The 23939-nt window shown below is 46.5% G+C and carries 26 protein-coding genes; 14 read left to right on the top strand and 12 right to left on the bottom strand.

Annotated features, from left to right (window positions below; all coding sequences use genetic code 11):
* Nucleotides 1-181: 181 nt before the first annotated feature.
* Together BVG16_RS18495 and BVG16_RS18490 are read left to right on the top strand one after the other, a co-directional pair.
* The gene (locus BVG16_RS18495) at nucleotides 182-1999 is read left to right on the top strand and encodes an APC family permease (protein ID WP_078500412.1); all 1818 of its coding nucleotides are present in this window, start codon (nucleotides 182-184) and stop codon (nucleotides 1997-1999) included.
* A 129-nt stretch (nucleotides 2000-2128) separates the two neighbouring features.
* Entirely contained in the window at nucleotides 2129-2782 is a 654-nt protein-coding gene (locus tag BVG16_RS18490; RefSeq protein WP_078500411.1) for a DsbA family oxidoreductase, read from the top strand.
* A gap of 66 nt (nucleotides 2783-2848) precedes the next feature.
* On the opposite strand, the gene BVG16_RS18485 is transcribed toward BVG16_RS18490, so the two are convergent.
* From BVG16_RS18485 to BVG16_RS18480, 3 genes are all read right to left on the bottom strand, one after another.
* Nucleotides 2849-3247, bottom strand: a complete 399-nt coding sequence (locus tag BVG16_RS18485; RefSeq protein WP_078500410.1) for a hypothetical protein — start codon at nucleotides 3245-3247, stop codon at nucleotides 2849-2851.
* A 151-nt stretch (nucleotides 3248-3398) separates the two neighbouring features.
* The gene (locus BVG16_RS33730; protein WP_269845604.1) at nucleotides 3399-3527 is read right to left on the bottom strand and encodes a hypothetical protein; all 129 of its coding nucleotides are present in this window, start codon (nucleotides 3525-3527) and stop codon (nucleotides 3399-3401) included.
* Nucleotides 3528-3659: 132 nt separating this feature from the next.
* Nucleotides 3660-4082, bottom strand: coding sequence for an organic hydroperoxide resistance protein (locus tag BVG16_RS18480; RefSeq protein ID WP_078500409.1), 423 nt, complete (start codon nucleotides 4080-4082; stop codon nucleotides 3660-3662).
* A gap of 322 nt (nucleotides 4083-4404) precedes the next feature.
* Here BVG16_RS18480 and BVG16_RS18475 point away from each other — a divergent pair, with 322 nt between their 5' ends.
* The gene (locus tag BVG16_RS18475; RefSeq protein ID WP_078500408.1) at nucleotides 4405-4668 is read left to right on the top strand and encodes a hypothetical protein; all 264 of its coding nucleotides are present in this window, start codon (nucleotides 4405-4407) and stop codon (nucleotides 4666-4668) included.
* A gap of 71 nt (nucleotides 4669-4739) precedes the next feature.
* Here BVG16_RS18475 and BVG16_RS18470 read toward each other — a convergent pair whose 3' ends face one another.
* Nucleotides 4740-5558, bottom strand: a complete 819-nt coding sequence (locus BVG16_RS18470) for a hypothetical protein (RefSeq protein WP_078500407.1) — start codon at nucleotides 5556-5558, stop codon at nucleotides 4740-4742.
* Nucleotides 5559-5784: 226 nt separating this feature from the next.
* Here BVG16_RS18470 and BVG16_RS18465 point away from each other — a divergent pair, with 226 nt between their 5' ends.
* Nucleotides 5785-6357, top strand: a complete 573-nt coding sequence (locus BVG16_RS18465) for a nitroreductase family protein (protein WP_078500406.1) — start codon at nucleotides 5785-5787, stop codon at nucleotides 6355-6357.
* 93 nt (nucleotides 6358-6450) lie between these two features.
* On the opposite strand, the gene BVG16_RS18460 is transcribed toward BVG16_RS18465, so the two are convergent.
* Both BVG16_RS18460 and sigJ read right to left on the bottom strand, forming a co-directional pair.
* Nucleotides 6451-6888 (bottom strand): carboxymuconolactone decarboxylase family protein, encoded by a 438-nt coding sequence (locus BVG16_RS18460; RefSeq protein ID WP_078500404.1) that lies wholly within the window; start codon nucleotides 6886-6888, stop codon nucleotides 6451-6453.
* 148 nt (nucleotides 6889-7036) lie between these two features.
* On the bottom strand, nucleotides 7037-7915 hold the full coding sequence (sigJ, locus tag BVG16_RS18455; protein WP_078500402.1) for an RNA polymerase sigma factor SigJ: 879 nt from the start codon (nucleotides 7913-7915) through the stop codon (nucleotides 7037-7039).
* A 116-nt stretch (nucleotides 7916-8031) separates the two neighbouring features.
* Here sigJ and BVG16_RS18450 point away from each other — a divergent pair, with 116 nt between their 5' ends.
* Nucleotides 8032-9072 (top strand): S66 family peptidase, encoded by a 1041-nt coding sequence (locus BVG16_RS18450; protein WP_078500400.1) that lies wholly within the window; start codon nucleotides 8032-8034, stop codon nucleotides 9070-9072.
* Between the two features lie 84 nt (nucleotides 9073-9156).
* On the opposite strand, the gene BVG16_RS18445 is transcribed toward BVG16_RS18450, so the two are convergent.
* The 5 genes from BVG16_RS18445 to BVG16_RS18425 all read right to left on the bottom strand — a co-directional run bounded on the left by BVG16_RS18445 (nucleotide 9157) and on the right by BVG16_RS18425 (nucleotide 14661).
* The gene (locus tag BVG16_RS18445; protein WP_233147100.1) at nucleotides 9157-9930 is read right to left on the bottom strand and encodes a DUF262 domain-containing protein; all 774 of its coding nucleotides are present in this window, start codon (nucleotides 9928-9930) and stop codon (nucleotides 9157-9159) included.
* Nucleotides 9931-10232: 302 nt separating this feature from the next.
* Complete coding sequence (locus BVG16_RS18440) at nucleotides 10233-11882, bottom strand: hypothetical protein (RefSeq protein ID WP_078500396.1); 1650 nt, start codon at nucleotides 11880-11882, stop codon at nucleotides 10233-10235.
* A gap of 115 nt (nucleotides 11883-11997) precedes the next feature.
* Entirely contained in the window at nucleotides 11998-12453 is a 456-nt protein-coding gene (locus tag BVG16_RS18435) for a MarR family winged helix-turn-helix transcriptional regulator (RefSeq protein WP_332888796.1), read from the bottom strand.
* 131 nt (nucleotides 12454-12584) lie between these two features.
* Nucleotides 12585-13997, bottom strand: coding sequence for a sensor histidine kinase (locus BVG16_RS18430; protein ID WP_158081727.1), 1413 nt, complete (start codon nucleotides 13995-13997; stop codon nucleotides 12585-12587).
* The gene (locus BVG16_RS18425; RefSeq protein ID WP_078500390.1) at nucleotides 13987-14661 is read right to left on the bottom strand and encodes a response regulator transcription factor; all 675 of its coding nucleotides are present in this window, start codon (nucleotides 14659-14661) and stop codon (nucleotides 13987-13989) included. The genes BVG16_RS18430 and BVG16_RS18425 overlap by 11 nt, the downstream gene beginning before the upstream one ends.
* Nucleotides 14662-14830: 169 nt before the next feature.
* Here BVG16_RS18425 and BVG16_RS18420 point away from each other — a divergent pair, with 169 nt between their 5' ends.
* The 8 genes from BVG16_RS18420 to BVG16_RS18390 all read left to right on the top strand — a co-directional run bounded on the left by BVG16_RS18420 (nucleotide 14831) and on the right by BVG16_RS18390 (nucleotide 22319).
* Nucleotides 14831-15265, top strand: coding sequence for a hypothetical protein (locus tag BVG16_RS18420; RefSeq protein WP_078500388.1), 435 nt, complete (start codon nucleotides 14831-14833; stop codon nucleotides 15263-15265).
* Nucleotides 15266-15267: 2 nt separating this feature from the next.
* Nucleotides 15268-15933: a PspA/IM30 family protein gene (locus tag BVG16_RS18415; protein WP_158081726.1), complete on the top strand. Its 666-nt coding sequence runs from the start codon at nucleotides 15268-15270 to the stop codon at nucleotides 15931-15933.
* Between the two features lie 219 nt (nucleotides 15934-16152).
* The gene (locus BVG16_RS18410; protein ID WP_078500384.1) at nucleotides 16153-16701 is read left to right on the top strand and encodes an SGNH/GDSL hydrolase family protein; all 549 of its coding nucleotides are present in this window, start codon (nucleotides 16153-16155) and stop codon (nucleotides 16699-16701) included.
* A 266-nt stretch (nucleotides 16702-16967) separates the two neighbouring features.
* Nucleotides 16968-17213 carry a hypothetical protein gene (locus BVG16_RS33865; protein WP_332888795.1) on the top strand — a complete coding sequence of 82 codons (246 nt, stop codon included), beginning with the start codon at nucleotides 16968-16970 and terminating at the stop codon, nucleotides 17211-17213.
* Nucleotides 17156-18073 carry an AGE family epimerase/isomerase gene (locus BVG16_RS18405; protein WP_332888794.1) on the top strand — a complete coding sequence of 306 codons (918 nt, stop codon included), beginning with the start codon at nucleotides 17156-17158 and terminating at the stop codon, nucleotides 18071-18073. The genes BVG16_RS33865 and BVG16_RS18405 overlap by 58 nt, the downstream gene beginning before the upstream one ends.
* On the top strand, nucleotides 18073-19260 hold the full coding sequence (locus tag BVG16_RS18400) for a glycoside hydrolase family 130 protein (RefSeq protein ID WP_078500382.1): 1188 nt from the start codon (nucleotides 18073-18075) through the stop codon (nucleotides 19258-19260). The genes BVG16_RS18405 and BVG16_RS18400 overlap by 1 nt, the downstream gene beginning before the upstream one ends.
* Nucleotides 19261-19348: 88 nt before the next feature.
* Nucleotides 19349-20380, top strand: coding sequence for a substrate-binding domain-containing protein (locus tag BVG16_RS18395; RefSeq protein WP_078500380.1), 1032 nt, complete (start codon nucleotides 19349-19351; stop codon nucleotides 20378-20380).
* A gap of 250 nt (nucleotides 20381-20630) precedes the next feature.
* A complete protein-coding gene (locus tag BVG16_RS18390; RefSeq protein WP_078500378.1) occupies nucleotides 20631-22319 on the top strand; it encodes a methyl-accepting chemotaxis protein in 1689 nt (562 codons plus the stop codon).
* A gap of 132 nt (nucleotides 22320-22451) precedes the next feature.
* Here BVG16_RS18390 and ytaF read toward each other — a convergent pair whose 3' ends face one another.
* On the bottom strand, nucleotides 22452-23087 hold the full coding sequence (ytaF, locus tag BVG16_RS18385) for a sporulation membrane protein YtaF (RefSeq protein WP_078500376.1): 636 nt from the start codon (nucleotides 23085-23087) through the stop codon (nucleotides 22452-22454).
* A 131-nt stretch (nucleotides 23088-23218) separates the two neighbouring features.
* Here ytaF and BVG16_RS18380 point away from each other — a divergent pair, with 131 nt between their 5' ends.
* Nucleotides 23219-23887 carry a DUF1232 domain-containing protein gene (locus BVG16_RS18380; RefSeq protein ID WP_078500374.1) on the top strand — a complete coding sequence of 223 codons (669 nt, stop codon included), beginning with the start codon at nucleotides 23219-23221 and terminating at the stop codon, nucleotides 23885-23887.
* Nucleotides 23888-23939 lie beyond the last annotated feature (52 nt).

Genomic DNA, 23939 nt, shown 5'->3' with positions numbered 1-23939 from the left:
ACGTCGATTTGGCGTGATTAAGCTGCGGGAAGGTCTTCCTTTCCTGCGGCTTTTTTATGTTCTTTTTTCCAAGAGTTGATGGGAATATGTACTTTCTCCGTATCTTGCGAAACAGGGCAACATGTAAATACGATCGAATTCGATAATTGGCTAAGGTGAATGAACAAAGGGGAAGTCAACAATGGTCAGTAAGGTAAAACGAGTCTTAATTGGACGTCCAATGAAAAGCGCGGAAATTGAAGGGGAAAAGCTCTCGAAGCTGAAGGCACTTGCCGTACTATCATCAGATGCATTGTCATCCGTTGCCTACGGTACTGAACAAATCTTGATTGTGCTTATGGCCGCGGGGTTCGCTGCCGTCTGGTACTCCATTCCGATCTCTGTTGCAGTGTTAGGGCTCTTGTTGATTTTGATTCTGTCGTATCGTCAGACGATCTATTCTTATCCAGCCGGCGGTGGGGCGTATGTGGTCGCAAAGGATAATCTAGGGGTATCCACAGGGCTTTTGGCGGGAGGATCGCTGCTCGTTGACTACATTCTGACTGTAGCCGTAAGTTCTTCCGCAGGAACAGATGCGATTACATCCGCATTTCCTTCGCTTCATGATCATCGGGTACTCATTGCATTGATCATGATCGTGTTCCTGACGTTAATGAATCTGCGGGGCGTTACAGAATCGGCTTCCGTATTAGCCATACCAATTTATCTATTTGTTGTTGCCATTTTCGTATTAATTATATCTGGTGTGATCAAATATTTAATGGGCGGTGCCCATGCAGCAATTCCTGAACTAGGTTCAACTGTCTCGAATATTAGTTTGTTCTTATTGCTAAAAGCCTTTAGCTCAGGTTGTTCCGCGCTTACAGGGGTCGAAGCCGTATCCAATGCGATACCAAACTTCAAGCAGCCGTCAGAAAAAAATGCTGCAGCAACGCTGGTTATGATGGGTGTTATTCTAGGCTGTATGTTCACTGGAATCAGCTTGCTCGCTTATTGGTATGGGATTATGCCAAGTGAGAAGGAGACCGTCGTATCGCAAATTGCCAATTCTGTGTTTGGCCGGGGAACGATTTATTATATGATTCAAGGAATTACAGCACTTATCTTATTCTTAGCCGCCAATACGGCTTACTCCGCATTTCCGTTACTTGCTTATATGTTAGCCAAAGATAAATTCATGCCAAGGATGTTCATGGCTCGCGGCGACCGACTAGGATTCTCGAATGGGATCATTAATCTGGGTGTTCTATCCGCTATATTGGTTATTGCATTCCATGGAAATACGGAAAATCTAATTCCGCTTTATGCGGTAGGCGTATTTATTCCCTTTACGTTGTCGCAACTGGGAATGATGATCCGTTGGATCAAGCTCAAACCAGCAGGGTGGGTAACCAAGTTAATTATTAATACCATAGGGATGTTAACGACACTAACGATTACCATGATTTTTATTATCACGAAGTTTAGCCATGTCTGGATGGTTTTTATCTTCCTGCCGATCGTGATCTTGACGTTCTACCAAATCCATAAGCATTATGAAAATACCGCTTGCGAATTGCGCATTAACCTGCAAGACGAGAAGCCGGAGACAAAGAGCAGTACCATTATTGTGCCGGTGGCTGGGGTGACACGCGTGGTCATGCACTCCTTAAGTTATGCTAAATCACTTACGGATAATGTGATTGCCGTCTATGTAGGGTTTGATGATGAAGATATTGAGCGGATGGAGAAGAAATGGGAAGAGTGGAACCCTGGGGTCCGATTGATCGTCCTTCGTTCAAGCTATCGGAGTATTACGCGTCCATTAATCAAGTTCATTGAGACCGTGGAGTGGAAGACACATGAAACCGATCATTTGACAATCCTGATTCCACAATTCATTACAAAGCACTGGTGGCAAAATATATTGCATAATCAGACGAGTCTAATGATTCGTGCTATCCTTTATGCTCGTAAAGATGTTGTTATTGCAACCGTGCCGTATCATTTCCAACGTTAACTTATAGGAGCTGCTCGCATGAATCGGGCAGCTCTTTCTTACATTTTAAGGACGAGGATTGACATGATATTCATTTGTAACTATAATAGTTACAGGTGAAGACAAATGTCTTCGAAGGAGGAATATAATATGACTGTAAAAGTGAAAGTATATTCGGATTTTGTATGTCCGTTCTGTTATTTAGCAAAAACACCGTTCGAAGAAGCGATTCAAGGCAAAGACGTAGAAATCGAATGGATGCCATTCGAATTGCGCCCAAGTCCTGCACCGCAGATTGACCCTTGGAATGAGCCGGATAAGCTGCAAGGCTGGAATTCCTACATTTCTCCGATGGCACAGAAGTGGGGTGTCGATATGAAGCTGCCGCATGTTTCGCCGCATCCCTATACAGGACTAGCATTCGAAGGTTTTCATTTCGCAAAAGAGCAAGGCAAAGGGAATGAATATGTCAGTCGAGTATTCGCCGCGTTCTATCAAGAGGAGCAGAACATTGGCGATGTTGAAGTATTAACGAAATTGGCTGGCGAGGTAGGCTTGGATGAGCCCGGATTCCGTGCAGCGCTTGAGAGCGGGAAGTATAAAGCAGCTCAGCAGGATGCATTGCAGCATGCCTACAGAGAAGCGAACATTACGGCTGTACCTACCTTTGTGATTGGCGGTCAGCGTATGCAAGGGGTTGCGGATCGTGCAGCCTTTGAGAAAGTGCTGGGTGAAGAGCTTCAGAAAGATAACTTCACGATCATCCCTGGTTTACAGTGCGATGTGGATGGCAATTGTTACTAATTACTGTTTTGGCGTCTGACAATGAAGAAGAGCTCGTCCCCGAGGGGGCGAGCTCTTGTTTGTTGTTTATTGAAGAAGCTGACCGTGCACACTCTGTGTAATCATTTCCGTCAGTTCGGAGACCTGCGCCTGATAATCTGACAGCGATAACGTACCACGCAGCAATCGTTCATCTAACTGGTGCTTAAGTTGGGATACTTGTAGATCAATGATATGCTGAACTTCTTTTTCATTATCGTTAGCAATTTCCGCCAAGGATTTGCCGCTATACAATGCATCGTAAATTTCCTCATCGTTCTCCACGCCTAGAGCTTGGAGGAAGTCATCGGGGTTTGTAGTCGTACCACCAGAGGTTAGATTGTCATAAGCACCTGCTGCTGCACTTGTTGGATGAGTCCAGACATTACCGCTGCAAGCGATTACAAATGCCATGAAGCTAACTATAATAAATTTTTTCGGGTCCATATATGATCCTCACTTTACATTTCTTTAGATTATTTAATAATTATAATACGAAACATTCTGGATTTGGTTTCAAAAAAGACGCAATTTAATTTAAATGGGGCGTTTGAATACAAGAAAACGCATAGATGTAGAGACATCTATGCGTTCGCCCTTACTTCTTGCGATTGGCCGTAATTTGCTGATCGGCATTGCCGTCTGCTAACTTATCCCCGAATTGATCTAACCGTGATGGCGACGCTGCGGGCCCTGTGTTCTTAGGCTTGCTGTTTCTTCCTGACATGATGATCACCTCCAACGCTTAGAGTAATCTTCCGACCCCGGATTCATACATGCTTCTGAAATGGGAATAGCCAAAGCGCTAATGCGCTAGAGCTATTCCCACGAAATCATTTTCCTGCACGTGGAATCTGAATTAGTCTACAATGTTCAGAATGACTTCGATGTTGCCTCTTGTCGCTTTGGAGTATGGGCATACTTGGTGAGCGGCTTCCACCAATTCCTTCACAACGGACGATTCAACGCCTGTAACGAGAATATCTAATACGACAGCTAATTTAAAGCCTTTATCGGTATCTTGTAGGATCGAAACATTCGCAGTCACTTCAGTGCCTGTGACATCGGTTATCTTCTTCGTACGAATAACCAAATTCAGAGCACTGTCAAAGCATGCCGCATAACCTGCTGCGAATAATTGCTCTGGATTGGTGCCTTCTCCACCAGGACCGCCTAGCGCTTTTGGCATTTTAATATTTAAATCCAACACTTGATCGGAAGAAATAATTCTTCCTGTACGTCCTCCAATGGCTTTTACGGTTGCTGTATATAATGCGCTCATTGTAATTCCTCTTTTCATTATTTTAGTTTTGTATAATTGTATTGTGTACAATTGAATTGTATATAATATGTTGATGAATGTCAACCAGAACGTAAAATAGGCTATTTCTCATGTTATAGATGAAGGAATCCTGATGGAATGGAACGGCATAGGATAGAATATGAATATTGTATGATCAATCTGTGTCTAAATATTGAAGGATTATATTGCCAATGTGACAGAATTGTGATTAAATAGACATACGGCAAACGCTTTCAATCCTTGGACGATACTCCAAGGGCAGGAGGAATCGGTTTTAGGATATTATGAGGGGGCCTATACGATGGGTACAAAAGTCTTGAATACGAAAACAACGGAAGTCTTAAAAGAAAAACGGAAACGGAATATGATCATCGCGATTTCATTTTTTACGTTCGCGTTGTTAGAAGGGTATATTGGTACCGTGCTAACCTCGACAAGTGGAACTGTAGCTCAAATCTCCATGTTGGGCGTTATGGGCGTGATGCTTGTTTTAGGGCTTGCATTTGAATTCCGTTCCATTTTTATTCATAAAGTCATTGAACGTCGAATGAAAGTAGAGCAATAGACAATACATTTTGATATTCATGAATAAGGGGGCAGTCTGTGCAGAAATTCTGCATAGACTGCCTCTTCAGGTTAGGTTGCTGAAAACTGGGATTTGGCTTTCGTGAGCACATTGGCTATTTTCTGTTCTAATGTATAGGTCTTCTGTTGATGGACGGTTATCTCTCTAATTATTGAGCTGAGTGAAGAGAGGGCATCTCCCGTACGTGTGGCATCGTTCTTCTTCATCGCATCGGTCAGGTTCTTCGAGGCCATTGAAATTTGCTTTTTCACCGAACTGATCATGGTCTTCTCGGCACGGATTTGTACTTTAATCGGTTCGATATCGGCGAGGATACCTCGGATCCTCTTGATGGTATCTGCGGTTTTCGTTTTGAATGTCTTCAAGGCGCGTTCTTTCGTCTGAATATCAAGCCGTGCCATTTGTAGCGCAGCTTTCATACTGTCCGCCTGAATTTGAAGCAAGGCGTTAAGCTCTTTACTCTTCAAGGGTTTGACGGCTTGTATACGTTGGTTCAACGCGGTATACGATGCGAATAAGGGCTTGTACTTCTCTTTGGTCTGGGTGACTTGCAGTTCTAACCGTGTTCGTTCAGACGCGCCGATCTGCTGGATTTGCTTACACAATTGGGAGAGGGCCTCTTCATTCTTTGTATGCAGTGTCAGGATTTGAGTATTCCATTGGTCCTCTTGACTTAAATTGGCGAGCAGCGTGCGATAGAAATCCTTGATTCGGTCTGCTTGCGCTTTGTCGGCGGCGGCAATCGTTTTGTCGAGGGAGGATTGCGCGGAGACGGATAGGGTGTACGATCCTGCCCAAGCGGCGTTCGGGACTGCGAGCATGAAGGCAAGGGTTAGGACCCCGATTACTGTGAAGCATATTTTTTTCATGATGAACTCCTTTCATGAATTACCCAGACATGCAAAAAAGCACCTGCGAGAATGGCTGAAATACAGCGATTCTCACGAGGTGCTTCCATCGCGAGTGTAGGGTAATTCCGTTATTTTCACCAAATATATCCTATTCTCGTCCAAGCGTCAAGTACCGTTCGTCAATTCGCAGATCTGTATGATAAAATCATCTAATACTTAACGATAAGGAAGGAGTAGATGAAATATGGATATACATACAGCCATTGCGACACGCCGCAGTATCGGTAAAGTCAAGTCAGACCCCGTATCCAGGGAAGATATTGAGAAGATGCTGGAGGCTGCGACTTGGGCGCCGAATCATCGGCATACGGAACCATGGAAGTTTTTTGTTATGGAGGGTGAAGGCCGCGGCGTGCTCGGGCGCGCATATGCAGATATAGCCTTGGATGGTGTCACAGGATTATCAACAGAAGAAGAGGCGCAGCAGCGCAGTACGCATGAGAAGAAGGCATTCCGTTCTCCTGTCATTATCGCGGTAGCCGTCACACCGTCCTCCGGGCCTCAAATTTCTGAGATCGAAGAATTCGCAGCAGCGCATGCCGCGGTACAGAATATGTTATTAACAGCCCATTCGCTTGGGCTAGGTGCGGTATGGCGGACAGGCGATCCCACGTATCATCCCAAAATGAGGGCAGCATTTCAACTAGAGGCGCGAGAACATCTCGTAGGGTTCGTCTATGTGGGTTATCCGGATATGGATACACCGAAGAGCAGTCGCGTGCCTTTCGCGCAAAAGACCGTCTGGTTGAACGCTTAAACCTTGGAATATTAGAAAAGAGCACCTATAAGAAGGCATGACATCCTTGCCGCTCTCATAGGTGCTTTTTGTTGTACGCGCTTAATTCAGGCTTTACTTGGGCATCATGCGTGTAGAAATAGCGATCCGGTTCCATGCATTGATCGTAATAATCGCCATGATGATATCCGCCAATTGCTTTGGTTCAAAGTAGCGTGCTGCTTCATCATACACGTCGTCAGGCACATGGCCTTCCGTTACGAGGGTAACGGACTCGGTTAGCGCTAGAACACTTCGTTCCTCCGGCGTGAAATAGGGTGTCTCCCGCCATGCAGGAAGCGTGTAGATGCGTTGTTCGGTCTCGCCGATCTTGCGTGCGTCTTTGGTATGCATATCGAGACAGAAGGCACAGCCGTTGATTTGGGATGCCCGAATTTTAATCAATTCCAGCAATTTCTTATCTAGCGTTGATGCTGCCACGTATTGTTCGAGACCGGACATCGCCCGGTACCCTTCCGGGTTGATTGCTGCCATTTGCATGCGTTGTTCCATATGAATTCCTCCAGTGTATTCTTTAGAGTAAGCGCTTGTTAGGCTTCTTATTCTTATAGACAACATAGGGGATGAGAATGTGACGTCATTCGGAGTCAGATGCGAAAATTGCGAAAAATTGTTATTCAGGTTTATATACGGATGTATTTTATACCTGCGATTGAAGAACATGTGTTAATTTATCGGGGTTCTTCATGAAATAAATATGCTGGGCTTTATGAAGCTGTGGATCGAATTGGAAGCATACGATTGTAAGTATTTGATCTTTCGTGACAATCCATGCGCCTTGCTGTCCATTGACAGATATAAGCTTCTTCGTTCCGGCATAGGAACCTTTGGCATAGATGCCTTCCAAGAAAGCCAGAATACGGGCTTTGCCATAAATCGGATTGATTGCAGCGCGTACGCGACCCCCGCCATCCGTAAGAAGAACGGCATTTTCCGTAATATGTTCGATAAAAGAGAGAAAATCCCCGGATTGCGTGGCCGCGATAAAGCTTGCTGATAACTGTTCTGCTAACTCGGCTTGTTCCTCTGCATGGGTAAGCTCCGGTTGCAGCTTTTGCTTCGTGCGACTGTAGATTTTGCGACAGCTCACCGTTGTTTTCTGAAGAATGTCGGCAATATCCTCATGGCTGTAGCCCAGCGTATCTTTGAGAATGAAAACGGCCCGTTCCAGTGGAGATAGCTGTTCCATCAAGACGAGAAGCGCATACGAGACGGATTCTCTCATTTCGAGCAGTTGGTCCGGGGTTTGATGAATATCGGTGACTTGGGGCTCTGGCAGCCAGGGTCCGACATAGAGCTCACGCCGTTTGCGTGCCGATTTCAGCAAATTGATGCATCGGTTGGTGACCGAACGAATCAAATAGCCTTTCTCGTTCTGTACATGCTCGCGTTGGGATTGAACAAACTCCAGGAATACATCGTGTACCACATCTTCGGACTCGGAGATGGAGCCGAGCATGCGATAGGCGATGGATTGAAGCATCGGTTGATACGTTGTATATAGTTGATCCAGATCCATAGGCTCTCCTTATTCAAAACGATATTATATGATGATTGTAGCATAGCTTTCAGCGAATCACATTTATGTTAAAATGGGCGTAATACATATCATTTACATGGAAATGGGGAGATTCGATGTCTAGACAAATCCAATATCCGAAGGCGCTACAACCGGGAGACGTTATAGGAATTACGGCTCCATCGAGCGGTGTTGAGCCATCATTGCACTCTATGCTTCACGAGGCAAGGCAGTCCATGGAACGGGCAGGATTCCACGTGGTTGAAGGGGAAACAATCTGGAAGAATTTCAAATGCGTGAGCGCTCCGCGCACGCAAAGAGCGGAGGAATTGCAGCAATTCCTTGTGCGGCCGGACATCCATGCGATCATCCCGCCATGGGGTGGGGAGTTCTTAATGGATATCTTGCCTTTACTCGATTGGGAGATGTTAAAGGAGCAGCAGCCTAAATGGGTGTTAGGATATTCGGATATCAGTACATTTACGTTGGTATACACTCTGCTTACCGGGCATGCTACGGCACACGGCCCCAATTATATCGATCTTCGGTCTAATCCGTTGGATGAGACATCGGCAAGATGGCTTGATGTGCTTCGCACGGAACCGCATCAAACCGTGGAACAACAAACTTCGACCTTTTATCAATCCGCCTGGAACTTCGACCTTCCTGGTCTGCAATTGGATACCCCCACGAAGTGGAAGATCCTTGGACAGGAGCAGAATCCTACGGCTGAAGCGAAGGTATCAGGGCGCCTTCTGGGTGGATGTCTGGATACCTTATCGATACTAGTCGGCACGCGTTATGCGCCTGTTGCTGAATTCTCGGAGAAGTATTGCCATGATTCGGGGATTTTGTGGTATTTAGAAAGCTGCGACTTCGATGCCGCGGGCATGTATCGAAGCCTATGGCAGATGAAAGAATGCGGTTGGTTCGAGCATGCGAAGGGCATCTTGTTCGGCAGACCGAACAATTATAGGGATACAGGGGATTTCGGAATGCAGGATGCATTACATGCCGTATTTGATGAGCTCGGCATCCCCGTCATCTATGATATCGACTGCGGCCATGTCCCTCCTCAGATGACCTTCGTGAATGGTGCTTATGCTGATGTATTCGCCGCAAGCGGGCACGGGCAAATGCGTATGAGCTTTATTTAGGAGATGACCACAGAACACAACAGCACCCTTGCCGCTGCCGGGCCGGGTGCTGTTTGTCCTGTGTATGAAGGCATATATTCCTTGCTATCTTGCTAGGGTATTTAGTTCTGCCTTTATGCGATCCAGATGCTCAGCATCCATCACTTTCCCAGATGTGTTCAGCATGATGAAGTAGCGCAGGATCTGTTCGCGTGTCAGGTCTTTCACTTCCGCGAAAATGATAGGATAGTTCATGAAGTGGTTCTGCTCGCGCGACGTTAAATCACTGAACTTCTTCCCTTTCCAAGCAAAGCGATCCTCGTAGAATTCCTTCAAGGCTAACAAACGTTGCTTGCCGTCTACAATCTCGTAGCCCATACCGGTCCGTACCCATGTCTTGGTATCGTGTTGGATCAGCGCAAATTTACCGATGTCCACGTTATTATAGATCGACTCAATAAGTTGAATCTTGTCCTGTTGTTCCCATACGTAATCACGTTGATAATCAGGGTCAAAGTTCACGCCGAAATTATAGACGCGATTCAGTAATTCGGATAGCATGCGATAGGCAAAACGTACGTTCATATCGGTATTGTTGATCAGGGTCTCCGGCGTTTCTTCGCGTGGTTTCCGGACATCCAGCCAACTGTAGTAATTTTTCACATGTTCATGGCGAATAGGGTTTCCGTAGTTCTTATCGATGTGCGTATAGTCAATGAGATAGATTTTGCCGTCATGTAATACCTCTGCAACGACAGCCTCTTGAAGATTGCCGACCCGAACGGGATCACCGGTTCGGAATAGGTAGGAAGGCTCGGACGTATGTTTAAGCTTTTCTTCAAGCTCGCTTAGCTTACGTTGTAATTGTTCGGGTTTCATGTTCAATGGAATGCACCTCTCCAAGTTGGAATTTGGTTCGCAGTTGTAAAGATTGTAACAGCCAACTAAAGGGAAAAGTTCAGGTAATTTATGACATGAATCACAAAAGCCCGTCGCACCGCGGAAAATTTAGTCGTGGAGGAGGGGCTCCGAAAGGGTAAATTATGCAATTTTCTTACGTTTCATCCAATGATATCCTGCAAAAAAACAAGATTCCACATGCGACAATACCAGCCATCAGTGTCATGTATTTCTGCACAAGAGGTCCCACTTCTTCCCATCCGGATACGATTTACTCCAGGTTACACGGAATACCGGCCGAACTCGATCGCTTCACCATTAATATATGGTTGACCTTGACCAGGCATGGCTGTGAGCTGAAGCGTATCCCCTTTCAGCGTACGATACTGTACTTGTAATACAGGTTCTGCGAGGAATGTCGGTAGATTGGCCCGCATAACCGCTGCGAACTGCTCTACGTTCTGGATATCCAACGCGACAGCTTCATGCGCGGCCATCACTTCCATCACCACGCCGTTATTTCGACCTTTGCTATGCAGGGTATAATGGTCCTCCGCTTCTTCACATTGGTAGGATTGCATGAATTGCACTGCCATATAGACGTTGCCGACTTGTCCGTACAGCGCTAATGGATCCTGAATCCATGTGCCCTGCGGCAGCACGCCAACGATCTCATCCTGTGATGCTTCGGGCGGAATCGGGTAAAGGGACATCACCGTATTTTTGTGAAATAACACGTTCTGGAATTCGCTCTGATGCCGTGGGTCGCCGTGCGAGTAACCTTCGCCCGGATGGAATACATAGGCTTGATTGATTCCCTTTTCATCCGATAAGGGGAAGGTGATATCCCATCGCTGCTGCTCATTATCGAATTCCACATGCCGTTCCCACATCCCGCCGACGGCATATTGCTCTGTAATGTAGGCATACGCATGAAGATGTTGCTCCTGCCCCGTCTCCAAGCGAGTAATTCGCTTCATCACTTCCGTAGGCTGGGAGCGATCGAGGGCGGTCACCCGTGCATCGACAGGCGCTTCATAGAACAAGAATCCCGCGAACTCTGTGCGAGGCAGGTTATCGGGTAATTTGAAATCCCCGTATTGAACGTAATCCAACAGGACATTCTCATCCTGTGGAATATCATGCTTCAATCCTCTTGCATGAGGGCCAACCCAAGTTCCTTTTAAATAGAATAATGACCGTTCACGCCATAAATAATCGAGCAGGGTTCCAAGATCCGCCCGGATATGGGTGTCTTGTTCGAGTTCCCATGCACTCGTATACGCTTGAACCCAATGCCAGAACCAAGGCAAGCTGCCGTACTCCCACATGCCGATCGTAAGCACGCGTTCCAACGTTAATTTCAGACTATTATAGCCGTCTTGAATCAGCTCGGTATCATGGAACTTACGGCCAAGAATCAATTTGGCTGCGGTAAATTTCGCTTCATGATGACCATAGCTTGCCATGGGTTGGCGATAGAAGTTGCCTTGGTATATATGTAGGAAAGCCGTCTCAAAAGCTGCATGTAACGCGGTGCTCATCTGCTTATGATATTGGGTGTCAAAGTAAATCATTAAGCTCCCCATGAGTTCAACAGGGAGATTATGCGGACGTGCTTCCACCGGGGTAGGGTGAAGGTTCAACGGCCAGTGCCCGTAGGTATCACTCGTCTCATCATGATCTTGCAATTGAAGCACAGCGAGGAGTACGTCGGTTGCAACCGCTTTCGCGCGGTCGCGATCTATAGAAACCTCCACATGAGGGTCTACAGCGGCTGCGAACAGATAGGCGGCATCGTAGAAGTTGTCTCGAATATCGTGGTGGAACCATAGCCCGCTGGGCAAAAGCGGTTGGTGATAGGCTCTCTCAGCAATTTGCGCAATGATCTCAAGCTGTCTTGCGTGATAGGCAGTCTTCGTGGATTTCATCGTGATTTCCTTCCCTTCTGTATGGCATGAAATGAATGGTCATAAGTAGCGTCAAAATAAAAGGGGCACAACACGCTGTCGCCGTCTTATGCCCCCTAAGGTTCTCATTCTCACGTTACTCGGATTTATTTACTCTGCGTCGTTCTTCCATGGTGCGGTTAAATCGAGCGAGACTCTCCCCGAATTGTCGGCATTCTTCTTCGTTCCAATCCTCTAACAGGCCGGCATAGAATGCCTCCCGAGCTTTGGCGAAAGCAAGGAGTTCCTGGCGTCCCAATTCGGTGATTTGCAGCAGCTTGACGCGGGCATCGTTCGGATCGGATAGCTTCTCGACGAATCCCTTGGTCTCTAAGGCTGCTGTCTGTCGGCTTGCTGTGGAGATATCTAGTAATAATGCGTCTGCTAAAGCTTTGATGGCGAGAGGTCCTTCATGTTCTAATTGCCGCAATAATAAATAGGTGGAGCGATCAAAATCGCTGTGGCTTAAATAAGCAATCCGAATCGCTTCCGCCCGGCGGCCAAAAATAGCAATTTCTCGTTCAATAGTGCTGAATAGGTTTTCCATCATCATTGACTCCATTCAACTCGCATTTTTCATCTTGTATTAAGCTTAATCTTGAAATATGCCGTATGCAAGTGTTTTCATAGATTGTCAAACATTCGTGCGATGTTCCTTCTCAGCCAACGAAACAAGCGATAGAACTAGGACCACGAACCTTCCCGCATGGGAATTCGTACGACGAACCGACTCCCCTGGTTGACCTTGCTCTCGACATGGATGGTTCCTCGATGGGCATCGACTATCCATTTGGCGATCGCTAGTCCTAGACCATGGCCGCCCAGTTCCTTGGAGCGCGATTTATCCTCCCGATAGAACCGGGTGAAGATCTGTTTATGATCCTCTGCTCGGATTCCGATTCCATTATCTTCAACTATGAATTGCAGGATGTGCATGGATTTGGCCCGTTCGACGGAAATCATGACCCTCACATCACCGCCATCCGGTGTGTATTTGATTGCATTGTCGATTAGAATGACAAGGAGCTGCTCCAGGCGGTCTGCATCTCCATACATCATCAGGGATGGGGGAGCTTGCAGAGTCAGTTGTATCTGCTTCGCGTCTGCTAAGGCTTGCAAGGATTGCAGGATGTGCTCTGCGTTCGCACGTAAATCGAGCGGTTCATTCGCAAGGAGCACTTCGCCGGAATCGGAGCGGGCCAAGGTCAACAGATCTCCCGCCAGCTTGGTCATTCGTTTGACTTCATTACGCATATTCGCAAGCACCCGCGCTGCAAAAGGATTCTGTGCCATGCCGTCCTCCAACTGCAACGTGTCAATAGACGAGAGCATAACGCTAAGCGGCGTTCTTAACTCATGTGAGGCATCCGCGACGAATTCCCTCTGACGCGTATAGGATTGCATAATGGGAATCATCGCACGCTTGGACATGATATGACTGAGGATGAGCGCGAGTGCAAAGAACAGCAACCCAAGCGTCATTAACGCGATCAGCGACCAGCGAAATAAGTTCCATTGAACGGATATATCTTTGCCGATATAGAGCGTGCCGGTGACGTCTTGACCTGAATAGAGCGTTCGCCCGGTCATCATGAGTGTTACCGTTTGCTCCTCCTTGGCTTCGCCTTTTCCCATATGCATGCCACCGTGCATGCTTGGCAGTTGCACCGTGGCATATCGGATCTCCTGCGCCCCCCTTGATGGTCGCCATTCAGATAAGGAGCTTAGAATTTGGGTACGGCTGCCTGATTGCATTTCATCCCCATACTGCAAGGAACCTTGCGAATCGACCCAATAATAGAAGTACTGATTCTGGCCCAGCGTAAAATATTCATCTTGTTTTTGGTGCATCATACTGTTCTTGCTTCCATTACGCATCAGAAGATCTTTCATATAAGCCATCTCATCATCGGCGAGATCGTGGAGCTGTCCTTTCGGATTGAGAATGAGGATGTTGTAGAGCAGTCCCAACACGATCGCGATAAATAAGGTCAAAAATAAGACGACTAAACCGCTGTATTGCAGCGTTAATCGGCGCTGCGTTCGGTCAAAAACCGTCGTTCCTCGAAACCTTGTCCACCATGTCTCAATTTTCAAGTTGATATCCCACCCCACGCACGCTTTGAATGATACCTTCGCCATCTGCGGTTTCGAGTTTTTTGCGTAACAACTTCACGGTCGCATCTATTGTCTTCATATGCACATCACTATCTAGTCCCCAGATGCGATCCATGATGATTTCCCGTGTTAGCACCATCCCTTTGTGCTGGGCTAGCAGATCAAGAAGCTGGAATTCTCTTGGCGAGAGTTGAATGTGTTGACCGTTCTTAAGAACCACACGTTTGGTTCGGTAGATCACATAATCGCGGATCTGGACCGTCTCTTCTTGGAGAGGCGCGAAATTTCGCCGAGTCAGTGCGCGCAGACGAGCAAGTAATTCATCAATTTCAAAAGGTTTGACCAAATAATCATCCGCCCCTGCATCCAAGCCATGAACACGGTCCTGCAAGGCATCTTTGGCCGTGAGTATTAGGATAGCTCCCATATAGTCTTCTTTGCGCAGCTGGCGGCACACATCGGTTCCATCGCGCTCAGGCATCATCCAATCTAGGATCAATGCGTCATAGCTTGAAGCTTGTGCATAATCGTAGGCAGCTTCGCCGTCGGTGACCCAATCAACGGTACATGCGGCCTTTTTCTTTAATAAATGAGAGATGAGTTCGCCGAGCAGTAAGTCATCTTCCGCGAGTAATATTTTCATGCAAGAGTAACCCCTTTGTATACAGCATTTCATGTTGAATAAGATATCACGCGAACATGAAAATAAGCTGAAGATTGTTTTCACTTGATTTTCACCAAAGCCTATTATAGTTATGGACATCGGGAGTGACATACTCCAAATGTAGTTGACAAAAGGAGGTGAAAGACTTATGAGAAGAAAACCAATGGCAATATGGAAATGGGTGGTAATGACAGGTTACTTCCTTTTCATTTTGATGGTTGGTGTACATGCCATGAACGGCTATGAATCCAACCGTCACCACGATCGAATGCATGGATATGCAGGCTATGAAACATCGATGGGTGGCATGAGAGGTCATATGACTAGCATTCAGGTGTTCCCATATGGTGGACAAGAGATGGAGGTAGAACATCATGGAGCGTTCATCGTACCGCTGCTGTTCATGCTTGGGTTGGGTCTGCTAATTGTGGGAGGTATTGGATTCTGGCTCTATCGAAGAATGAAGCGGAATACTGCCGTGATTGAACCGGTCACAACCTATATCGGCATGCATAACCCTCCTGTTCGGAACGGCGATGTGCTGGATGAATGGGAGAATCATATACGGAAAGAGGAGAAATAATTATGGGGATTTTTAAGCGCGTAAAACATATGGCAACGGCGGATACGAATCATTTTCTGGACAAAATGGAGAATCCAGTGAGTATGGTGAAGCAATATATACGAGATTTGGAGGAGCAAATGGGACAAGCTCAGCAAGCGCTCGCGCAGCAATATTGGAACGAGCGAAGATACGAAGCGCAAATCGAGGAGACAACAGCCTTAATCATGAAGCGCAGCCGGCAAGCTGAACTCGCTGTCGACCGGCAGGAAGATGCGATTGCAGAGCTTGCCATCGAAGAGAAGCTGCGCAATCAAGAGAAACTCGCCCTCTATAAAACACAGCATGAAGCAACGAAAAATCAAACGGCCGCCCTGCTCGAACAGATGAAACGTATGAATGAGAAGTATAACGAGCTTGTCTTGCAGAAACAGAACCTGCTCTCTCGGATCCGTGCGGCGCAAGCGATTCAAGCCTCAACTGCTGCATTACAACCTTATGACATGGACCGGGTTCATCACGGCTTAGCTCGTATTGAAGAGAAGGTATGGCAGGTCGAAGCCCAAGCTTATGCAGGGATCAAGGCTGGTGAAGTGTTGAACGCCGCGCCATCCTATGTGGAACAAGAGAAACGAGATGAGATTCAGAAGGAATTGGCCGCGTTAAAAGAAAAACGGGGAACTGTATAAACAACGGAGAAGGATACGGCAAGGTGAAAATGAAGATCAGACAAAAGAAGGATTGAGCAGAAGTGACTGCCCAATCCTTCTTCATGTTTGTCAGCAGATGGACATACAAATGAAGATATGTACAAAAGAAATGTACATACGCCTGTTCGGTTGTTGTAAAGTATGATACAAAGATTATACAGATAATCGTTAACTTAAATTAATGTATGAGGTGAGAAGATGAAAAAGGTATTATTATTGGGGGATTCCATCCGCATAGGATATCAACTTCATGTTGCCGATGAGCTGCGAGGCGCCGCTGAAGTGGTCGGACCAGAAGAGAATGGCCGGTTCTCGAAATATACGTTATGGGGCGTGAATCTCTGGCTGAAGGAGTTGGGGCAGCCGGATATTATTCATTGGAATACCGGGTTATGGGATCTGCATCATGAAGCACCGATGGTTGAGGCCCTAACCTCCTTGGACGAATACATCGAGACACTCACGCGCATTATTCAGGAGCTGAAGCGTACAGGAGCGCCCCTTATTTTTGCAACGACGACGCCGGTCCATCCGATGCAATCAGGACGCAGCAACGCAGAGATTGATCAATATAACCGGGCAGCCATTGCACTAATGCATCAACACCGGATAGAGGTCAATGATTTGAATGCTGTTGTGAAGGAGCGTGCGGAGAAGTACATTTGCGATGATTTGCTTCACCTGACAGAGGAGGGAAGTAAGGCTTGCGCACGTCAGGCAGCCGATTCGATTCGTAAATATCTATAACAGGAATGAGGACATCAACGGATAACGGTGATGTCCTTTTCCATGCCGGGAGGACGCGGAGCAGCGACAAATATCCAATTGTTGTTCAGACGAACTCTATATCAGGATACGAAATGAATATGCCATTGACAGCCGTCTTTGTAAGCGCGTAACATATATTCATTAAGTAAACGATAAACTAACAAGATGCAGGTGATCATGTGAATACGTTTAGATAAGAGGTTGAACAGGAACTTGTAGGGCATATTCTTCCTTTCTGGATGCGCATGCAAGACAAGGGGAATGGCGGATTCTATGGGCTCGTCGACTACAATCTACGCATACATAAGCAGGAAGAGAAGGGAAGCATCGCATTAAGCCGGTTCTTGTGGTCTTTCTCGGCAGCCTATCGGGTCACGAAGAATGAAGAGTTTTACAGGCCGCACACCATGCGTATCAATTTCTATCCACCAAGATGGTTGATCCTGAATTTGGCGGGATCTACTGGGCTGTCGACTACCAAGGGAATGTGACGGATTCCCGGAAACATGTGTATGCGCAAGCTTTTGCCATCTATGCGCTCAGTGAATATTACCGCGTAACGGCGAATGCAGACGCATTGAACCTTGCGAATCGCCTCTATCAGCTCATTGAGAAGATCGGGTTCTTCCCGGAGCGTAATGCTTACGGCGAAGAATTCAATCGGGAATGGCAAGAACAACCGAATGAACAGCTGAGTGAGAACGGCGTCATTGCAGACATTACGATGAACACGCATTTGCATGTGCTGGAGGCTTATACGAATCTGTACCGTGTGCAGCCATCGGAAGAACTTCGGGACCGTATGGTCAATCTTTTAACCATTTTCCACGAGAAGATTTACGATCCGACAACACACGTTTTGGGCGTTTTCTTCAATACATCGTGGGAAAGTCTCGTGGATCTAACCTCGTACGGACACGACATTGAAGCAAGCTGGCTATTGGATGAAGCGATTCATGTGCTGGGGCTCAAGAATGAAGCTTTTAACCAAATGGTGATGAACATTGCCTACAACATCGCACGGCACGCGGTACAACCGGATGGATCGCTCGCGAATGAGAAGGAGGGCGATCACCTAGATTTGACAAAGGTATGGTGGGTTCAGGTTGAAGCGATGGTCGGTTTTGTGAATGCTTTTAGACATACGAAAGATGAGATATTCCAAGAGCGCACGCTGGCGCTGTGGGCGTATACCAAGAAACATTTGATAGACCCGCGTGAGGGCGGCGAGTGGTATTGGTCGGCGGAACCCAATGGCGAACCAACGCAGCGCAATATCGGCGGTCCTTGGAAAGCGGCTTATCATAATTCAAGATTCTGTATGGAAATCATGGAAAGGGTGACGAAATAATGATCCACGAGAAGTATTATGAATTGCTGAAGGTGCAAGAGGAATTGCTGAGCCGTCCGAATAAGAAGAAGGAGTCATTCTATAACGGTGTATATGACCGCTATGAGAATCCGGTGTTAACGCGCCACCATGCGCCGCTGACTTGGAGATTTGACCTTAATCAAGAGACGAACCCTTTCTTCATGGAACGTCTGGGCATTAATGCGGCATTTAATGCCGGTGCAATTTACCTAGACGGCAAATACTATGTTGTTGCTCGTGTCGAAGGATTGGATCGCAAATCGTTCTTTGCGATTGCGGAGAGTGATAACGGGGTCGATAACTTCCGCTTCTGGGATTATCCGATCTCCTGGGTAAATGAGGATCAAGACGAGACGAACATCTATGATATGCGTCTTGTACAGCATGAGGATGGTTGGATTTACGGCATTTATTGCTCGGAGCGCAAAGACCCTGAAGCCCCAGCAAGTGATACATCCAGTGCCGTTGCGCAGGCAGGACTTGTGCGGACGAAGGACTTGAAGAACTGGGTGAAGCTTCTGAACATTCAGACGCCATCTCCGCAGCAGCGTAATGTCGTGCTACACCCCGAATGGGTTAATGGCCAATATGCGTTCTATACACGTCCGCAAGATGGATTTATTTCTACCGGATCTGGCGGCGGCGTAGCATTTGCGCTATGCCAAGATATTCTGAATCCGGTTATCGAGAAAGAAACGGTACTGCATGAGAAGAAATACCACACCGTATATGAAGTGAAGAACGGTCAAGGACCTGCACCGATCAAAACAGACAAAGGTTGGATTCACATTGCGCATGGCGTGCGGAATACGGCTGTAGGGCTGCGGTATGTCCTGTACACATTTGCGACAAGCTTAGAAGATCCGACTCAAGTCATTGCGAACCCTGGCGGACACTTCATTGCGCCTTATGATGAAGAACGCGTTGGGGATGTATCGAATGTTATTTTCAGCAACGGTGCGGTCGTGAATGAGAAGAATGAAGTATTCATCTATTACGCATCGAGCGACACGCGCCTGCATGTTGCGACTTCGACGATTGATCAGTTGGTAGACTATACATTCAACACGCCGGAAGATCCGTTCACGTCCTTGGCCTGCGTTGCGCAACGTTCCGAGCTGATCCAGAGAAACTTAGCATTGTTGAACGGCTCCGAAATCTCCTAGAAAATTAAATAAGTTCTATATTTTTACAAACACCAGTCCTCACATTCTATTCGATTTGCATTATAATAGGTAATGCAATTGTATATGAATGATACGGGGGCTGGTTTTTTTGAAGAGTAGAGAGATTACCATGCGAGACTTAGCAGAAAAACTAGGGGTCAGCACGGTAACGGTATCGAAGGCGCTGAATGATAAAGAAGGCGTAAGTGATGAGTTGAAGATAAAGATTAAACAGATGGCTGATGACATGGGATATCGCATTAATAATTTGGCGAAATCGATGAAAGAAGGTCGCTCCTATAATATTGGCGTGATCATCCCGCAGCGGTTCACGGGGGAGGTTCAATCTTTCTACCTTCGGTTCTATCAGGAAATTTCAACGGTTCTAGACCAGTTCCAATACTCTGGCATTCTCCACATTCTTAGCGAGGAAGATGAGGTACATGACGTTCTGCCGCGTATCTATTATGAGAAGAAGGTAGATGGCTTTATCTTACTGGGGCAGATTTATAAGAATTACGTCGAGGATATGATACAGACGGGGATTCCGATCATTTTCTTAGACTTTTATGATAACCACACTGATATCGATTCGGTCGTCATGGATAATTTCTATGGCGCCTACGAGCTGACGAATCACTTGGTAGATCAAGGACATCAAGAGATTGGTTTTATCGGCAATATCTTCTCGACAAGCAGCATTCAAGACCGTTACCTTGGATACTATAAAAGCTTGCTGGAAAACCGCCTGCAGCTGAATCCAGATTATATTATTCATGACCGGGACGACCGGGGGACCTTTATCGATATACACCTTCCAGAAAAGCTGCCGTCCGCCTTTGTATGCAATTGTGATCAAGTGGCATTTCGCCTGATTTCGCAATTGCGCAAATCGGGATATACGGTACCTGGCGATGTGTCGGTCGTCGGATTTGATAATGACATTTATTCGACAGTCGCGGATCCTCAGTTGACCACCTTGGAAGTCGATATGCATGAAATGTCGAAGGTTGCGGTGAAGAGCATCATTGCGAAGGTCCAGAATCATACCGTCAGTGTTGGGCGGGTTCAAATTAAAGGCAGAATCGTCTATCGTGATTCCGTTCATCTCCGGGGTTGAGATGTGCAAATAACCCGTGGTCAAATAAAACCTGTATTTTGTGCAACAAATGGCATGGGAAAAGATAAAAAGCAGTTCGATTCTTGAAAGGATCGGGCTGCTTTTTACTTGTTGTATAAGGGCTTGCGGTCGTTTAAGTGGATGTTAACATAGGGTGTTATATATTTCTGTATGGGGGTGATGATATTTCTGATAAATTGGTATAGAATGGGTCAATAACACTCTTATTGTTAAAAGGGGAGGCGAAAGAATGAGAGTTACTATACATAGAAAAATCGTGCTAAGCTTTCTTGTGGTTGCGATTTTGCTAGCAGTCTCGGGCGGTCTACTCTTTAGCAATTTAAACAAGATGGACGAGTCATATGGGAAGCTGTTAGAACAAGATACGCAAATTCTGTTGAATGTTGAGATGATTACGAAGGACACCGTTCAACAGACAAGCAGCGTACAGCAATATTTACTGACACGTGACTCGGCCAATATCGATCGGATGAAGCAAGCCAGTCAGGAGCAAATTCAGAGGTTATATCTCACGTTGGAGCTGGTCACGCGCGAGGAAGATAAGCAATCCTTGAATCAATTGATTGCCTTAAGTCGAGACTTCAACCTGAAGGCGGATAATATTATGACAGAGGCGGATTCCGATCTGGCATCGGCGGTGAAGAATGCAGCGGCGACGCTCATTCCCGTTGCTCAACAGATGGAATCCATCGCCGATCGCATTGTGAAGGACCAACAGCAGGTGCTGGATACCAGCTCGAACCAGAATTCATCGACCGTAAGCAGTCTGAAGACGGTAAGTATGATAGTTATTGGGTTCACGTTCGTTCTTGCGCTTGTTATAGGTTACTTCCTTGCCCGGTTTATTTGCAGGCCGTTAATTTTGATCTCTAAATCGGCGCAGCAAATCGCGGAAGGCAATCTAACCGAACAAGAGATTCGGATCAAGAATCGGGATGAGATCGGGGATTTAGCGGTCTCCTTTAACCAAATGCGCGATAATTTACGCCAGTTGATATCCGAAATTTATAAGAGTGCAGAGCATGTGGCGGCCTCCTCGCAGGAATTGGCAGCTGGCGCAGACCAGACAAGCCAGACAACGGAGCAGATCGCTGCCTCGATCCAACGCGTAGCCGAAGGAACTGACCAGCAAGTACAAGGCGTCGTTGATTGTGTGCAAGCTGTGAATGAAATGTCGATGGGCGTTCAGCATATTTCGGTGAATGCTCAACAAGTAGCAGACGCAGTGGTAGTCACATCGGAGAAGTCAGAAGAGGGGAATCAGGCCATACAATCCGCGATTCAACAGATGCAATCGATCCATATGACGATGGACGGGCTCTCGAAGATGATCGCGGAGTTAGGTGAACGATCGAAGCATATCGGCAAGATTGTGGATTTGATTACGAATATTGCGAAGCAGACGAATTTGCTAGCCCTGAATGCTTCCATTGAATCAGCTCGTGCGGGAGAACATGGCAAGGGTTTCGCGGTCGTGGCGAATGAAGTGCGGAATTTGGCGGAACAGTCTTCCCAATCCGCGAAGCAGATTGCAGAGATGGTCGCGGCGATTCAACAGGATACAAGAAGCACCGTTGTATCGGTGGAAACCGGGCGGAATGAAGTGGAGGAAGGCATACGCATTGTGAATCGGGCAGGGGAAGCCTTCGGTCACATTCAATCATCCATTGATCATGTGGCAGAAGAGATTCAGCTTGTATCTACGCGAATTCAGCACATGACGCAGAATGCGGCACAAGTCGTAGAATCCATCGAGACGATCTCAGAAATGACGGAACGCTCCGTTGCGGAGTCCCAGACGGTATCGGCAGCAACAGAGGAGCAGTTGGCTTCGATGGAAGAATTCGCATCTTTCGTCACTTCGTTATCGAAGATGGCTGAACAGTTGCAAGAGCAGACAACGAAGTTCCGCATTTAGCTCTTATACATAGTCAAAGGCACATCCGAGGCGATGTGCCTTTTTTACCACAACAGCGATTACGAATCTTCTGTCATAACGGACATCTGTGTATCGTAAAATGTAAAGACAAGTAATGTCGGAATGCCGGTGTTATAAGAGAGAATGATATGCAATGGCTAAAATGATAACACCGCTCAATACGGTACTGAATTGACCTAATGTCAGACGTCCGATTCGAATAGAAGCAACTTTTCGGCCTAGAGCAACGCCTGCCCACACCGTTATAAAACTGCCGATGGCAGCAGTGAGGGAGATGGCGAGCGGTGATAAGCCAAGTAGGCCCGCACTTAATCCACTGGTGACCGCATTAGCGGAAAGGGCAACCCCAAGAATCACTGCTTCACCCATTCCGATTTCTCCAGATTTGTCTCGATCGGCTATTTCAGGATTTTCTAATATTTCTTTGAAATTGGTTGCCGATGTTTCATTTCTGTCAACGTTAGAATCACGGTGTTTTTTATTACGAGGAAGGGCCAACAAAATAATCCGGATCCCGATAATAAACAACAGGAATGCGCCAACTAGGATAGGAAATATGCCGGGAAGTACTTTGGAAAGCCATTGGCCAAAAAGAATCCCTGCACCACTAAAGAGAAAACAAATGATAGCTATAATCAGGTTAGCAAGGAATCCGATTCGAATCCCCCGAATGCCATACGAAATGCCTACACCTAAATTATCAATACTCGACGAAACAGCAAAGCCAAGAATAATAAGCCACGGCATGATTGTTTCACTCCTCACTCATTTTACTGTCATTGTATTGGGCGTATTCAGAAAATGTGCAATCTACTCAATAAATTGTTGAGAATAGGTCAACACGTCATACCATTTTATGATGTAGGGAGTGAGACGAAATGACACATCGTAGCGAGGGATTGGAGCTTGGTGACACGATAAAGGCGCTGCTTAAAGCCCGTTCAATATCCATGCGTAAATTGGGTTCGCTTACCGGCATCGATACAGCCACCATCTCTCGAATCGTTAATGGCAAGCAGCAAGCCAAACCGAATCAACTGCAGCAATTTGCCGTGCATCTTAACGTACCGCTCGAGAGTTTGTTTCAGGCAGCGGGGTTTGATGTCGGAGCCCGGCGAGAGGATTGGCATACAGACATTCATGCATCGATTGACTCGATTCAAAAGGTACTTCTTTCTTCCAACCTGGTGGATCACCGTTTTACGATGGAACATATCAAAAAGGAATTAAGCAAATATGAGCAATATGCCTTAACTGAAGAAGGACGTAAAATCATTGTGGAGGGTTTTCACTCCAAGATCGATAGTGTCGACGGCGCGGGCCCTTTTATTGACCAATTAAGGGATTTGTATGCGTTGTTTTGCCAAGACGAAATTACGGTGAAGAAACGTGCAATCGTTGGGAGCGGGCTATTATATTTTATTCTGTCAACGGATTTAGTCCCCGACTATGTATTTCCATTTGGGTACCTGGACGACGCTATCGCAGTTCAACTTGTGCTGCATCGATTATCTAAATTTTCAGACATGAAGTCCGTTTCAGAATAAAAATATCACGGATCATGGGAAGCTTTCATTCACAAACACTTGTCGTTTTTTG

The organism is Paenibacillus selenitireducens (genome assembly GCF_002021565.1).
GTDB classification, from domain to species: Bacteria; Bacillota; Bacilli; order Paenibacillales; family Paenibacillaceae; genus Paenibacillus_K; species Paenibacillus_K selenitireducens.
The sequence above is the reverse complement of the archived record's forward strand: the minus strand, read 5'-3'. Positions and strand labels throughout refer to the sequence as shown.